General features: G+C 56.7%; 1 protein-coding gene. It reads left to right on the top strand.

What is annotated here, in order from left to right:
* The first annotated feature begins 798 nt into the window (after nt 1-798).
* Nucleotides 799-17,490, top strand: coding sequence for a tandem-95 repeat protein (locus Pla52o_RS06685; protein WP_146593824.1), 16,692 nt, complete (start codon nt 799-801; stop codon nt 17,488-17,490).
* Nucleotides 17,491-17,546 lie beyond the last annotated feature (56 nt).

Genomic DNA, 17,546 nt, shown 5'->3' on the forward strand with positions numbered 1-17,546 from the left:
TTCGGGGAGATCGTGCGAAGCTCGTTTTCCTGCCCTTCTATCATTGCGGCCCAAAGGGGGGGCGTCTCGCAGCGTTCCGGCAACGCAGCACTGCGGGAGGTCAAAGACGGACCGGCGTCTTTCTGCGGGAGCCAGCGTCTTCATAACGGAAACTTAAAAATCGTGGTTCCGAGCCCTTGATGCGAAAGAAAGACTCGACGGTCTCCCTCCGGCGAGTGGGTGGCGTCGAGCGGATCCTGCTGATTTTCTGCACGCGTTGCGATCGCATGTCCCAATGAGATCGAGTCGTAAGTCCCCCCGAAAATTGAATCCAGACCTCACAGCGGGGGGTGGCGGCGGCGCAGAATGACCGCTTAGGGGGTTTGCCTCAAATTCCATACGCTTGAGTGGAACTTTCGCCACATCAATTCGTCCAACGCTGCACGCGATAATGTGGATTTTGCGGCCTAGCGGCGAGATCCATTCGGGGGGGCGGCCCCGGTCATGTTGTCTACGCCGCCCTTCTAATCGCTACGACCTGTCTGCACAGCCTGGTTGGGAAAGTGACCTGGAAATGCCCCAGATCAATTGTTTGAAGGCAAATAACGCGCAACTATACTCGGCCAAAGAGTTTCCGAATTCGGTTGCGCGCCGCGCTGCGCGATTGCCTGGGTTTCGGAGTCCAACTTTTCCATTTTTCGATCATTTGCCACGTCGAGCGACCTATTGTTCGGCAAGGCCAGTCACAACTTACATACTCCTCCATTGCCTCAAAGCACAACGGATTTGGCTTGGGGGCTCCCCCGGAAGGTTCGGTCTATGACCTCGCGTAAGCGACATTTATCGTCATCGTCATCGTCTGTCTCGAATTCCGAACTTCGCCGCTCTGAAAAGAGGTCGAAGGGTTCGCATAAAAATTCGCGTAAGAAGTCTCGTCGCCAACATATTCTTGAAACGCTCGAAGCACGGCAGTTGTTGGCGGGGCCACAGTTGATCGGCATCCAGCCCAATGAAGGCGATTTGATTGTCGATGGCTCGGTGCGGAACACCGCTCCGAGCGTCTTGACTTTCCGCTTTGACGAGAATCAACAGATCAACGCCGACACGCTTGATGGCATCCGCATCACGCGTCCGGGCGCAGACGGGATTTTCCAAACCCCCGACGACATTCGCATCACGCCTGGCTTGGTCACGGTGGGGGATCCGAATGAGAACGAAGTCGTGGTGCGGTTTGCGGAATCGTTGCCCGATGACAACTACCGCGTCGAGGTCTACGGGTTCGATGATCCCGGGCTCGGTATTCAGGGTTTGCGCAACGTTGATAACGAGTTTCTGGTTCCTCGAACGGCGGGAGATCGTTCGGAGGTTCTCAACTTTAGCCTTCGGCTTGGTGCCCTAGTCGAAGCGGTCGTGCCGCAACCCGTGGTGCGTTTGGCGGATGGTTCGTTGCAGCAGAATCGCAACGAAATCGTCGTTTACTTCAACGAAGATCCCTTGTTTGTTGAAAACGATGACGCTGGGAATCCGACACTTCGATCGGCGGAACATCCACGTTTCTATCAACTATTGCTGACGGAAGAGACCGCGCGGACGACCGATGACCGTTTGTATCATCCTGACACGGTGGTTTACGATGCCACGACGCATACTGCACGCTTGTTCTTCGCCGACGATCTCAACAATCTGCCTGGCGTTTCGATGGGCGGTGGTACGTTCCGATTGCGCGTGGGAACAGCCGTCGACAGCCGTGCGGATCTGATCATCGAGCCGACCGACGTGGTCGTTGCTCCGATTGCGGTCACCGATTTTGGGGTCGCTGGTCTACGTGTTAGTTTCGTTTCGAAGTTGATTGGTGAATCGGCCTCGGGTCGACAAGTGCGTTTCGAAGATGTTGGTGCCGCAGGGCTAGCCGTGCGCGCAGAAGCCGATGGCACGGTCGTGTTCAATTTCGGTGGCGATACGCCGACGGTCAACGATTTGAACTCGGTGGTGTTGTCGACGCCGGCCGTGGCCGCCTTGATCGAAGTCAAATGGTCGCTCAATGGAGATTCGTCCCAAGGGGGCAGCACGCCGGTACCACGCAGCCAAATTGGTGCGCCACCGTTGGTGCTCAATGCCGTCGGTGACACGCTTGGTACCGCACTTGACGTTGGAGTCTTTGGTGCCGACGGGACGCTGACGAGCTTGGTTTTCAAAGAAGCCATTGACCCTCAGCCCTTTGCGATTCAATTGCCGGGCGGCAATAACGATCCCGGTCACAGTGAATTGGATGAAGTCGTTGGCGGATTGTTGCAACACATCAACGATAACTTCGGTCCCGATACGCAAAATGGAATCACGGAGATTGCGTATAACTTCAACCCCGTGTTTGATACCAGCGTTGCCGGAGTTCAATTCCAGAACCAGATCACCGAGCGGCAAAAGGTGCGGATTCGCGAAGCCCTCGGTTTGTGGGCGAGTAAGATTGGCGTGCAGTTCCGCGAGACAGCCTCCGACGGGATCACGTTCGCATTGGGAGAAACCGCGAATCTTCAAGCCGGTACGTTGCCCGGCACGTCGGTCGTTTCTCAAAATGTGATCAATGCGCGCGTTCGCATCGACCCTACGTTCACTGAGCCCGCGTTGGTGTTCAGCAATCAAGTCACGTTCAACACGGCTTACGGCGAGGATTTCTTGCGCAAGGCGACAGCCGGGATCGGTTTGATCCTGGGATTGGAGCAGACGCCTGATCTGCCGTCGCAAACGTTGATGAGTTTAAACAGTACGTTTTTGAACAGTTCGATCAATGGTCGACCGGATCAAGAACCGGTGTTCCCCGGCAGCTTTGATGTGTTGCATGGCCAGTTTGTTCACCGTCCCGACAGCAACGACATTGACTTGTATCGCTTCCAGGTCGACTTGAATGATGCCGATCGTGTTGGCAATTTGACGGCGGAAACGTTCGCCGAGCGATTGCCAGATTCAAGTTTGCTCGACACGACGTTGACGCTTTACCAAGAAATCAAGGCGTCCGCAGTCACCGACTTCGGCTACGGGGTCGGTTTGCAAGTGCGAATTGATTCGTTGCTGGAAGGACTGCTCGGCAACAATCTCCGGCTGGATTTTATTCTCTCGGATCGTCAGCCTGGCGATACAGCCGTGCGCGTGACCCAGCCGAATGACTCGAGCGGTAAACCGATCGCCAATGCCATCCTGGTCGAATTGCCTCGCAAGGGAACGAACGTTCCCACTTTGCCGGTCAGCGAGATCATCGATGCGATTAACAACAGTCCCTTCGCCAGTTCGATTATGCGAGCGTCGTTGGTCACCGGGGCCGCGAGCACCGATGTCAGCAGTCATGAACTGACTTTCTCGCCCATCTTGCTCAGCGGTGGCGGGCTCGTGCAATTGAGCCGCAATGACGACTACTTTAGCGAAGATTCGCGGTTGACCGCATCACTCGGTGAAGGCACCTACTATGTCGGGATTGCTGCGAGCGGGAATGACAACTACGACCCCACGATTCCGGGCAGCGGTTATGGCGGGTTGACCCAAGGCAAATATGAACTGCACCTAAAGTTCGAGCCTCAAGTCGATGAAACCGATGTGATTCGAGACTTGGATAGCGAGCGCACCGGCGTTCCGGGCACGATTCTCGATGGGGATGGCGACGGCAGCCCCGGCGGTGTTCACAACTTTTGGTTCCAAACGCGTCCTTTGAACCGAACATTGACCTTCACCGACAACGGCGATGCGTTGACGGTCGGACAAACGATCAAGATTACCGGAGCGGCGGGAGTCGTGCGAACGTTTGAGTTCGTTCCTATTAATGGTTCCGCGAAACCGGGAAATGTGGCGGTCTTCTACAGTCCCGGTAGTCCAAACTTCCCAACCCCCGCGGGCACATTAGCCTCGACGCTACAGACCGCGATCAATGGCGTCGCTAACAAAACGGGCGTGACCGCGACGATCAGTAACGGCAGTGTGATTTTGAGTGGGGAGCGGAGCGTCGAGCTCTCGACCAACTCGCGTGCGTTGGAAGCCTCGGGGCGTAATATTTTCGTTGACAAAACGGCCGGGCCGAACGCCGACGGCAGTTTGGACCATCCCTTCAATAACATTAGCAACTCGAACGTTGCGAACGCCTTCGACGCGGCGTTGCCCAAGGACATCGTACGCATCGTCGGTAACGGGGGTGTCGACGGCGATCTATCGACGGTCGAGGATAACCTGAGCTACAAAATCGGCGTCCCTGATGTCGGCGGTGGGTTCCTCGAGGATGGCCGCGTGATGGAAGTGCCCAAAGAGGTCACGACGATGATTGACGCGGGTGCGGCGTTCAAGCTGCGTCAAGCTTACATCGGAGTGGGAAGCAGCACGGTCCAAGTCGACCGCAGCAACGGGGTACTTCAGATTCTCGGCACGCCGCGTTTGGTCGACCTTAGCGATCCCAACACAACGCTGCTGTTGGGCGACACCGATCGAGAGCGTCCCGCCTTTGACGATGGCAGTGTGATTTTCACGAGTTTCCGTGATCTTGAAGTGGACCGCGCCTCGGTGGGTAACAGCCCCGCGGTGAGCCCCGGTAATTGGGGTGGTTTGCTGTTCCGTCAAGACATCGATCAAGCCGAAGGGCGACAAAATCTAGAAGATCAAGGGATCTTCATGAACCGCGTCAATCATGCAGAGATTCGTTACGGTGGATCGAGCAACTTGACGATCGATTCGATGCAACAGTTGGTCAATCCGATCGAAATCGTCAACATGCGTCCCACGATTTCGTTTAGCGAGATCACCAATAGCGCCGATGCGGCGATGAGCGCGACTCCGGACAGCTTTGAAGAAACCAGCTACCAATCGCCTCAGTTCCAACAAGCGGGCGCGTTTACCGCCGACTACGACCGTGTTGGCCCCGAGATTCACAACAACCAACTGTTTGATAACAGCATCAACGGTTTGTATGTCCGAGTCGTTACGACTTCGACCGAACCGCCTCGCGCGTTGACCGTTGCCAGCCGATTTGATGATACCAGTGTGGTTCACTACATCGCTGAGAACATCGTCATCGCTTCGAATCCAGGCGGTTCGATCCAAGACGGCTTTGCGCCTTCCACATCGCTGATCTCCGCGCAGATGCTTCGGGGTGGAACGTTCAATCCCGGGGATTACCTCTACAAGATGACGTTTGTGGACGCCGATGGCTTTGAATCGGCCGCTAGCGTGGATCCGTTTGGCTTTACGGTGTCCAGTGCGAAGTCTTCCATCGAATTGACTGGCTTGCCCCAGGTTCAATCCAATACGGGTTACGTATCCCGGCGTTTGTACCGAGCCATCGATATCGGCGGGACGCCGGTCTATCGATTGGTAGCGGAGTTGGACGCATCGTCGATCTCGTATATCGATAACGGCAGCTCAACCGACGGCGTATTGGACCTCAGCCTTAATGGCGTCCGTGGTCGCTTGGACGCCTCGCTTGTGATTGATCCGGGCACGGTTGTTAAACTTCGCGGTGCTCGCTTTGAACTTGGCTACGGCACCCAGTTGTTGGCCGAAGGTACCGAGAGCAATCCGGTGGTGTTCACCAGCGTCTTCGATGATCGCTTTGGAGCGGGCGGGACGTTTGACACGAACAATGACAGCGGAGACACCGATGGCGGAACCGATCCAAATTACGGCGATTGGTCCGGAATCTATGCTGGCCCGACTTCGACGGTCAGCCTGGATCATGCGACGGTTGCTTACGGCGGCGGCATCAGCTTGCTAGAAGGCGGGCAATCGCGTGGCTTTAATGCACTCGAACTGCACCAAGCCGAGGGCCGGGTTACCAATTCGCGGTTCGAATTCAATGAAGACGGACAAGATGGTGCGGGACCGGCCGGCCGCTTCGGGCGATTGATCAATAACGCGGCCACCATTTTTGTACGTGGTGCGCAACCCATCATTGTCGGGACCACGTTTACCGACAATCGCGGCTCGATTATCGATATCGATAGTGAATCGATGACGGCCGAGCGAGTGATTGATGCGGGACGGCAAACCGGAACGAGTGATCGGTTGCGAGAATTGGACGACAACTATGGTCCGATGATTCGCTTCAACCGTTACGAAGACACGGCTACCGAAAGCGATTCCACGGAGCGACAATTGTCGGGGCTAGAGATTCGCGGCGGCACCTTGACGACCGAAAGCGTGTGGGATGATACCGATATCGTTCACATGTTGTTCGATAGTTTGGTGGTTGAGAATTTCCATAGCTCCGGCGGCTTGCGACTGATGAGCCGGTTGGACGAAAGCTTGGTCGTGAAGTTACTCGGTTCGGGAAATCCCAACAGCGCGACGACGGGGACGGGCTTGACCGCCACCGGATCGGTGGGCGAAATCGAAGACCGCATTGGCGGCGCGATTCATATCATTGGACAACCGGGAGCCCCTGTGGTGCTCACCAGTCTGCTCGATGACACGGTCGGCGCCGGTTTGACACCGGATGGATCCCAGTTCACCGACACCAATGGCGATGGAATTCAATCACGCCCAGCGCCCAATGATTGGCGCAGCATCTTCTTGGATCAGTACAGCAACGACCGCAACGTCGATGTGATCAAAGAATTCGAGTTGCCAAGCGAAGAGGGCCCAGGGCTCAACGGCGACGTCGAGTACGCTCAATACCTCGGTGAGCTTGCTCCGAATTTGTTCTCGGGAGATGAAAATCGCCGGCACGGGTTTGAGGTCGACGGCTACCTCACCGATTTCCGCGACATCGATACCTACTCCTTCGACGCAGCCCCTGGGACTGAAATTTGGGTCGATATCGACTACACCACGTACCGGCTTGATACGGTCATCGAATTGCTCGATGAGAATGGTCAAGTGTTGGCACGCAGCGATAACTCGTTCGCAGAAACCTCCGGTAACGCCTCGGTCGTCGTGCTCGATTCGAATTTGGAAAGTAGCACGACCTCGCTGCAAGCATCCGCAGAGGAATACACCGAGCGTGGCGCGGGCGGGTTGTACGACGATTTTGGATCGACCAATCCTCGTGACGCGGGAATCCACTTTACCTTGCCGGGTAACGCGGCTGATCCAACGGCGCGTAGCAAGTACTTTTTCCGCGTTCGCAGTGCTTCACTGAATCCTGATGATATGGCGGGCGGTTTGACCTATGGTGGTTACCGTTTCCAACTCCGCTTGACCGAGGCACAAGAGTTCCCCGGCAGCGTGGTTCGCTATACCGACATTCGCTATGCCAACAACGGAATCCACACGCGTGGTTTGCCCAGCTCGTCACCGTTGATTGGTGAGGCGGGTGAGAACGAAGCGCTTGTGGGCAATGCGGCAAGCAATGATCAGATCGTCCGCGACGGTACCGAGTCGGTTGGCCAACGCGCTCAGAACATTGGCAACTTGGTCGGCAACAAGAACAATGTGATCAGTGTGGCGGGCTCGCTGAGCAGTGGTTTTGATGTTGACTTCTATCAATTCGATATCGATTACAGTCTTGGTAACACGTCGCTGCATTCGACGGTATTCGACATCGATTATGCCGACGGGTTCAATCGCCCGAACACCTCCGTGAGCGTGTTTTACGATCCCGACGGCGAAACCGGAGGCCAATTGCCTCGCTTGGTGCTGTACGGTCAAGACGCCAATATTTTGGATGACTTGACGAGTCCTAACGGTGAGAATTCAGCGCTGGAGAAACTGTTGCGTGGTTCGATTGGCACCGGCGATGCCTTCATCGGCCCGGTCTCGTTACCCGAGGGTTCCTACTACGTCGCGGTGACCGCCGACGGACGCGAGCCGGTGGAGTTGACCTCCAACAGTAGCCTTCGACGTGAGCCGATCAACTCGGTGCACCGCATCGTCGAAGACCGCATCAATCCATCGACGCCTAGCACGGCACGGCAAGCCGACCTCATCAAGCTGTTCTCGGATGCGACGCTTGCTGCCGGAGGCTTTGTCGAAGCCGACGACGCAAACCCCGGTCATGGGAAACCAGCCCATTTCGATCGCACTCAAGGTGCCCCAGGTGCCGTCGAGAATACCTCGTTGTATTACAACCGGATGACTGCGACGGGCGCGGGAACGATCACGAGCGATCCGTTCAGCTTGGCGGGCTACGTCGCCGCCGATGCGCCCACATTCTATTACAACTACCGTTTCGACCCCACCGCGGGCGATACGGTTGCGTTAAGGATCTTCAGCGACCAAGACCCGACCGGCAGCACGCTTGACGCCGTGCCGCAAACCGATGCGATTTGGCATCAATCGCGGATCCCGCTAGACGCATTTGCAGGCCACAGCGGCGTCCGGGTTGAAATCACCTACACCCCGCTCGATGCGGGCGGGGGCGTTCCAGTGGTGGGGACGAGCGAAGGCTTGTACCTGGACGACTTTATCGTTGGCTTTGCCGAGCGTGGCGAAACGGTGTTCGGCGCAACCGCGGGCGAAGATGGCTTTACCGGATTCGGGACCGGCGAATCGGGCGAGTACCAATTGGAGCTTCGATCGGGCACGCAATACGCGACCCCGACCCCAGGCGGTACGGTGTTGAATCTCGATTTTGATACCAATGATCGCCACAGCGAAACGATTACGATCGTCGCTCCCGCCGGAGATCAGATTATCGATGGCGACACGTTCATCATTAGCGATGGCAGCGTCAGCCAAACCTTCGAGTTCACCACGACGGCCGGAACTGTCCGCTTCGGAAACACGCCCGTCTTGTTCAGCGCTGCGGATCAGCCGAAGGACATTGCACGTTCGATTCGCACCGCGATCACGACGCAGACTCGGATCAAGGTCGAAGCCTCTTCGGCTGCAGGTCAGGACACCGGCGCGTTGACCGATGGACGATTGTCCTTGGTTGGCGCTCGGGGCGGATCGTTCATGGGCGTTAACGGTGTTGCGGACGCACCGGCGCCGGGCACGCGATTGGACTTGGACAGCAACGGCAATTTGAAGCTACCGGTGATTTTCCACCAAGGCGAAGGGGACGTTAACTTCGTCCGCCGTCAAAGCCAGGTGGTGATCGAGCAAAATATGATCAGCGACGTGCATGCAATCGGAATTTGGAACGAGCCGGGCGTGCGTCAAACCGATCCCGAAGACCAATTCGGAAGCTTCCCATTGCTACCGTTTGGCAATCCGTTGCCCGGTGTTGCGAGAAACCTTCCCACCTTGAATAACGAAGTGCTCGGCGGCTTGATGCCGGGAGTGGTCATTCGCAACAACACCATCGACCAAGCGGGTTATGTCGGCATCAAAGTCGAGGGAGAAACTCGCCCGTTTATGATCGAAACCGGAGACGGCGATAGTATTTCGGATGGTGTGACGATGGCGATCGATTCAGGCGGCACCCGCGTCGTGTTTGAATTCGAAGACATTAGCGGAAGTCCTACGCTCACGAGCGGATCGGGCGTTGTCGGTGGCGATGGCGTCGCCGACGGGCATGTGCCGATCTATTACCGCCGCACCCATAGTGCGCTGTATGACAATCGGGCGAGCGTGGCTTATTCGTCGCGTCAAATGGCCTCGGCGATCATGCAAGCGATCCAGGGCAGCATTTTGGTGACCAACAATTCAACGGAGTTGGTCAGCGCCACATTGGGGCCATCCTTGACGAGTGATCTGGCGAGCGGAGATACCGCTGTCTACCTCTCGGGTGTCAGCAATATCTATGTGGTAGGCCGCAGCGGAGTCGCCGAGACTCCGATTCGAGTTGGCGTGCAAACGCAATTGGCTCCTGTCGCCGAACCGCTTCAACCGTTCACGCGAATCGTCAACAACACGATCTACGGTGCCGATGGAACGGAAGCATTGTTTCCTGAATCGGGCACGCGTGAATCCAACGACACCCTCGCCGAAGCGATCGACACCAAAGTCGGACGCAGTCACGTTGGTCCTTATGTCACCACCGGAACGATCGGTGATAACTCAGGACCGATCGGTGCTGCCGGCGATGTCGATTTCTACCGCGTGGAGATGCAGGTGGGTGACCGCTTGATTGTCGACATCGATACCGGCAACACACTTGATACCGTGTTGCAAGTCTTCGATGCACGAGGCGTCGCTCAATTGTTGGCCAATGGATCGACCGTCGTCGATACCGCGACCGCGCCGGGGCATTTGAACCCAGGGTCCACGGTTGCCAATCCCACGGCCGATGCGGTCAACGAACGCGATCCGTTTGTTGACTTTACCGCATTGTCGACCGGCACGTACTTTGTCGCGGTTAGCGGCAAAGGCAACGAATCGTTTGATCCGGCTAGCTTGTCGGGGCGTGAACTCGGCACCGGCGGAACGGGTGACTACACGATCTCGATCGAAAACTACACCGCGCGTAGCTTCGTGATGAGCATCAATGGCGGATCCGCTAGCGATGGCGGCGGAGTACGCGGTTCGGACTTGTTGGGCACCACCTTTACGGTGACGCAGATCCCCGACGTGCTCAATGGCACCACCAACCAAGTGACCTTCACGTTCGCCACCGGTGGCGGAGTCGGCAATGTGATCATCGCGGCCAACGACCAGATGCCCGATATCATCGAAGCGATCGCTCAGGCGATCAATTTCGCAGCAGGCGTGAACAACGGACTGCTTGAGAATCACGTACGTGGCAACGGGCCGGGTGGAATCAGCGGTCCGATCCAACGCGTCTCGGCACTCGCATTGGGCGGGCGTGATGGAAATAATGCCTCTGTCGCCACGTTCAATTTGACCGGGGATCGCGCGTCGGGCTTCGGGCACGATCGCTTGACGACCCCTGGGGACGGAACTACGGAACTTTACGCGGTCATCAACAACGTCGCCAAGATCGAATTGAGTGCGGCAGCACGGAATGCGGGGTTGAGGCTTGATCCGGTGGAGGGACGTGACACCGATCAACTCTTGAACGAAACGGGGATCATGATCGCCGGGGGCGCTAGTCCCGCAATTTTGAACAACGTCCTGGTCAATCTGCACGAAAGTGTGGTGATCGAAGAGACGAACTTGTTTGGGTTTGGGCAATTTTCGAATTCCCATGTCAAGCCGATGGATCAAGACACCGTGGTGGTGGGTTCGGTATTCCAATTTGACCAACCTGAACCGACCTCCTTCAACGACGAGATGACGTTTCTGTTGAACGGTGGCGTGAACAACGGGATTTCCACCGGAATCAATGAACCGAGCAATCTCAACGGCGGCAGCGACGATTTCAATGTCAGCTTGGGTAACAATGCTGCGGCGCTTCAGTATCCCGGTGGAAATAACTTCTTACCGATCGGAAACTCGGTGCTCGTCGATTCGGGCGTGAATTCGTTAATCGATCGAGACAAGTTCAAGACGCTCAAAGCCTCTGTGGGGATCGCGGCCAGCAACGTGCTCGCGCCGATCCGTGACGTCAACGGCGTTTTCCGTGCCGACAATCCGTCCTTCCAACCTCCGGGTACCGTGGGCGAATCCGTCTTCCGTGATCGTGGCTCCAATGAGCTTGCCGACTTCGTGGGCCCCGTCGCGACAGCTGAATTTCCACGTGATAATGGGGTCACGCAACGTGATGGCGATCCCGCGGTTAGCTTCATCAATTTGAGCGAGGGTGCTTACAAGGAATTCCGTATCCTGCTGCGTGATAACGGTGACGCATCGGACCCGTTCTACGGAATTGGTATCGATGACAACACCGTTGTCGTTCCTGCGATTCCTGGACTGCGTCCAAGCGGATCGAATGTCACCGTGTTTGAAAATGACCGGATGCTGATCGAAGGCATCGACTACACGTTCCATTACGCGGAAACCAAAAACCTGATCACGCTCAAGCCGTTGACGGGGATTTGGCAAGAGGATCGCTCGTACCGAGTTGCTCTGAACCAACGTGACCGCACCGTGTTGGTCGCGCCCGAGGCTCAGGAACTTACCGATGGCGATCAAATCAAGATCACCGATGCCAACGGCGGCGATATCGTCTTCGAATTTGAAACGGGTTATCAGCTGCTATTGCCGGAAACGATTTCCTTGATCGTGCCGCAGGTCGGAACGAATTTCGGAGGCGTTAGCGACGGTGACATTTTCCAAATCAATGATGGAAAGAACCCGGTCGTCGTGTTCGAACTCGACAGTGACGGTGTTCGATTGCCGAGCAGTGTCGTCGTCGCGTTACCGAGCGATCGTCCGCCAACGGATCCGACCGCGTTAGCAGCGTTTTTGAACCAAATTGCCTTGAATATCCAAACCGCAATCGACGCGGAAGTGGCCGGGGGACGTTTGGATGTCGAAACTCGCGTGATCGGCAGCCGCGTCGCGATCGGTGCGGAACCGGGGGCGACGGCCATCACCAGTGGCAGCGGATTGTTGCAAGATGCTCGCACGTTGGCATTCCGAGTTCCCGAAGTGGGATCCGGCTTCGGCGGCGTGGTCGATGGAGACACCTTCATCGTCAATGATGGTATTCGCGCCATTACATTTGAATTCAATACCGGTGGCGGGTTGGTCGACTCGGCCAATACCGAAGTGGCCATTGCGACCGATCTAAGTGCGAACCAAGTTGCGATCGCGATTCAACAAGCAATTTTGGCGTCATCGCTGCGATTGAACCCCAACGTGCAAGGCGATTCGGTTTATCTGAACCTGCCGGATACGGGATCGGCCAGTGTGCCGTTTGGTCAATTGACCTTGGTGGGAATCAGTCGCACGCCTACCGATGGCGACTTGATCACTTTCTCACCTAGTGATGGAAGCGATCCGGTGACGATCGAGATCAATCGCACCGATGAGCCCAACGATATTTTGGGTGTCCGAATCGACGATGGGGTGACCGCTCCGAACATTCCGGTCAACATCACTCGTTCGACCACCGCGTCTGAATTGGCGGACTTGATCCTCGCGGCGATCCAGTCAACTCGACAGGCGGGCGTTGACACGATCGCGGGCTTGGACACCAGTCAAGTTTCGGTGATCAATGGCACCCTCGTCTCCATCGGAGGCAGCAAAGGCCTCGGTTTGGGAGTCACGGGAACGTCGCTCGAAGTGGTCGGTGCACCGGACGTTACCGGCAGCTCGACGATCGAAGTGTTTGGTCCACTGCTACTGAACTTGCCGCTCGTCGGCGGTGGTGGTTTCCAAGACGGTAGCGTGTTGATTCTTCGTGACGCGCTCGGCAACGATGTGGTCTTCGAATTCAATTTGGTCAACACGCTACAAGCGGTACCGGGTGCTATTCCGGTTACCTTCAACACGTTTGACACGGTCGACATTTTGGCGGACAGCTTGGTCGCAGCGATCAATGCTTCGTCGGCCGGAGTGACGGCCCAGAACCTTCTTAACGGCCGGATCACGTTGGGACGCATTAGTGCCGACCGCGTTGAGCTGACCGGCATTCCCGCCGATCCTGATATCCCAGGTAGCGGTGCGCCAGGCGTTTCCCAGATTTCCGTCCGTCGTGGCATTGTCAATGACGGCGAAGTGCTGACGTTGCGTCAGGGAACGACTTCGATCTCGCTCGAATTTGAATCGGTCAATAACGGGGGCGGAGTTCGCCCGGGCAACATTGCGATTCCATTCCAACCGACCAGCACGATCGGGGACATTGCGGTTTCGTTGGCTGCGGCCATCAACAACAACCGGGGGAACTTGAGCATTACCGCAACGGCAGATCTCGACTTGCTCGGCGAGCCGATCGGTACCGTCTCGCTGGACGATCTACCGGGGACGGTGGTTGACGCTTCGCAAGCACCGACATTGAACGTCGTCGGCGTCCCAGGCGGGGCCATTCCGATTTCAATTGATCCGGACTTTACCGCCGAGCAGGTAAAGCTGGCTTTGCTACAAGCAATCAATAACGTCAACAGGGAAGGTCAACCAGCGTTGACGAACCTTGCAGCGGAAGATCGCGGTGGAGCCACGTTGTTCATTGAGAACGGGCAAATCTTCGAGGGCCCGGTCTCGACGTTCTACTTGCCTGGGATCAAGGACAAAGTCGGCAATCCGTTGGAACCGAATCGCCAGGATCAAACAACCCAGTTCACCTTCATGTTGCCAAGCGTTGGGTTTGACTTTGGCGATGCACCGGACCCCGTCAACGGAGTTCCCGGTCGCTATCCCACCACCCTCGCTAGCGATGGTCCGCGACACGTCGTCGATGGTGAAATCATGTTGGGATCCAAGGTCGATGTGGACGTCGATGGGATGCCATCGCGTGCCGCCGATGGGGACGACGCGACGATTTTGGCCAGCTCCACTGGCACTTTATTCACGGTCGCGGTCGTCGACGGTCGTGTCGAAGTCACGGTCAATACCGCGGTCGACGCGGCGACCCGGGATGGGGATACGATTACGATCGATACGGGAGCCGATATTGCCACGCTCGAATTCGACATCAACGGTCGATTTGAAGAGGACAACTTCGCGATTCGTCCGGTCGACAACACCCCAGAATCGATTGCTGCGGCGATCGCGCAGGCGATCCAAGAGAGTCCGCTCCGCCCGGCCGGAGTGTCGATTTCGGGTAACCTGGTGATTGTCGACGGCAACGACGAAGATGGAGTCAGCTTTGTCAGCAACCTGAATCCACAAGGCATTCTCAATCGTGGCGTCGGGGTGACGCGAGTCGATGGAAATGGCCAACTGATTCGCGACAACAACGGAAACCCCGTGATCTTCTTGCCGATTCAAGTGACCGGCACGGGCGTCTTGGACGCTTGGATCGACTTCGCGGCGGACGGTGACTTCACCGATGTCGGCGACCAGATCATTACCAGTGCGATTTTGAACGGCGATGGACGCCCCCAAACGTTCTACGTGCCCTTCCCTGCACACGCTCCGGATCCCGTGACGGCCACCGATACCTATGCGAGGTTCCGTGTTTCCCGCAACGGTGGTTTGGAACCCATCGGGTTGGCACTCAGTGGCGAAGTTCAAGACTATCGCTTGCGATTGCTACCCGGAACACCTCCGATGGTCGGCGATCAACAAGCCAATCTCAGCTACAGCACCGATGAAGACCAGCAGCTCCAGGCCACTGACGTCAACGGTTTGTTGTCGCCCGGAAATGCGAACGACAACAGTATCTTGGTGGGTGTGACCGATGCGGACGGTGACGACATCGCGGTCTATCCCGACGATGTTGGTGTCAGAACGATTATGGTCAGCGGCGAGGCAGCGGGTGTGTTGGATCTGCAAAGCGACGGCACGTTCACGTTTGTGCCGGCTCAGGATTTCAACGGACCGGTGACGTTCAGCGCTCGAGTGACGGACGTCAAACCGCTCTCCCCTGAAGACCAATTGCTCAGCGGGCGGCCGATCTCGGTCACCATCAATGTGCAACCGGTCAACGATCTTCCGGTCGCAACGACCAACAACGTTGTCGTGCCTCGCACGATTGCAGAAGACGCTGTGACAACCTTTACCAAGGCTGAGTTGATCGATCCGTTCTACGTTCCGGGACCTGCCAACGAGGCAAGCCAGCCGTTGATCATTCAATCGGTCGGAAGCGTACGTGGTCCTTTCCTCTCTGCGCTCGGCGGAGTGATTGCGATCTCGGCGGATGGACGAACCGTGACCTACACGCCACCGGCGGATTACAACGGGCCCGACTCCGATACGTTCTTCTACTCGGTTGCAGACGTGCCTGGTGCAGGACAAACCTCCGAAACGGCGATCAAACAAGGCACGGTTTCGATCTCGTTTACGAAGGTCAACGATCCCCCACGATTGGTCAACGACACCTTTACGACCCAGGAAAACGAGCCGTTAAGCATTCCGCTTCGCACGGCGGATAATCAAGGCATCCTTGACAATGACACCGCTGGGCCGACGAACGAAACCGATGCGCCCGAAAGCCAAACCATCAGCTTGGTGACGGCCGAATTTCCTAAGCGGACATTCCGTGGCGGAAATGTGGTGTTCGAGGGTGGTAGCTTGCGTTACACCCCGCCGGCACAATTCAGTGGCGTGGACCAGTTCAGTTACACGGTTAGCGATGACTTGGGACTAACCTCGTCCGCGTTGGTGATCATCAACGTCGGCGGAGTGAACGATGCTCCGCAGTTCATCGGCATCAACGGCGACCCGAACGAAACTTCGTTGACGTTGGATGAGAGCAAAGCGGATGCGAGAACGGTCCAATACGATTTGTCGACTTGGTTCAGTGACCCTGAGAATGACGACATCAATTTCTCCGTGACGTCGTCCAATACGTCCATCATTAGTGCCGCCGTTTCGGGTGACACGTTGCTTCTAACGCTTCCACCGTTCGCGTTTGGGCAAGCCACGCTGAATATTACCGCGGTTGATCCGAGCGGAGCAACCGTCGTCACTCCGATCCCCGTGACCGTCACTGATACGCCCGATCCACCGACGCTCGTCGGTACGCTCGACCCTTTAAGTGGCGTGGAAGACGTGTTGGTGACCGCTGATTTGGGCAGCGTGTTTGCGGATCCCGATGGCGAACCGTTGACCTATTCGGTTGCCCGCATCGGCAACATTGTGAATCCAACGCCGACCCAAATTGCGCAAAATCCGTTGGTCCAAGCGATTCGGTTTGTCGGCGATGAGTTGCAAATTGAACTGAAGCCAAATCAATCGGGTAGCGTTGAAATCGAAATTGCGGCCAGGGACGGAAACTTCCGCATTAGCGATGCGTTCACGTTGACGGTCGCGCCGACGCCGGATGCACCGGTTGCTGCGAACGACGCGTACAACGTCCCCGTGGGAACGAAACTTCAGGTGTTGAATCCAGCAAACGGTTTGTTGCGAAACGATAGCGATGCCGATGGCGATACGTTGTCAATCGACCCGGCTTCGGTCACGCCAAGTGATCCGAACTTTGTGCTCAATGCGGACGGCACGTTTACCTTCACCGCCCAATCGGGCGCCGTCGGGGACACCGTGACATTTAGCTACAACGTGGTCGATTCGACTGGTTTGCCAAGTAATACCGCGACGGTCACCTTCACGTTTAACCAATCGCGTTACCAGAATCCGATTTCGTCGCTGGTCACGGACGTGAACGCCGATGGTTCGGTTTCGGCACTCGATGCGTTACGCATCATCAACCTGCTCGATCAACGACTCACAGGGCAAAGTTCGTCGATCCCGGTTGCCGACCTTGGTGCTCCGCCACCGGACTACTATGACGTCAGCGGGGATGGTCGAGTTTCGGCGTTTGATGCGTTGCTCGTGATCAACGCATTGGAGCTCCGTGGTGTTCAACCGATGGGCAGCGGGGAATCGGTCGCGGAAGGTGAGATCGTGGCGGCAAACGCCTCGCCTTCAAACGATGCGAATTTTGCGGCTTCGGTTTCGTTCGCATCGGCCTCCAATGCCAATTTGCCTGTCCGAAACGCGGTCGCAGTGGCTGAAGAGCCGAGCATCGAAACCGTCGATCCACGCGACGCGATTCTTCAAGCGGGCTTCGAGATTGGTCGCTCGTCGGTTGAAAATGCGGTCGATTCCTTCGGGCCGACGCTGGCCAATGGAGGCTCAGCCGATTCGTCCAGCGTGGATGAAGCGTTTGCCTCGCTACTGGACGATTCCTTGCTTGAGGGAGGATTGCAATGATCGATCCTTCACGATCTCTGAGTCGTTCGGTCGCAACTTGCGATCGAACGTTTAGG

The organism is Novipirellula galeiformis, from assembly GCF_007860095.1.
Lineage (GTDB): Bacteria > Planctomycetota > Planctomycetia > Pirellulales > Pirellulaceae > Novipirellula > Novipirellula galeiformis.

Excerpts from the sequence above, each read along its gene's own strand:
- Pla52o_RS06685 (WP_146593824.1), top strand. The coding sequence starts at position 799 with ATGACCTCGCGTAAGCGACATTTATCGTCATCGTCATCGTCTGTCTCG.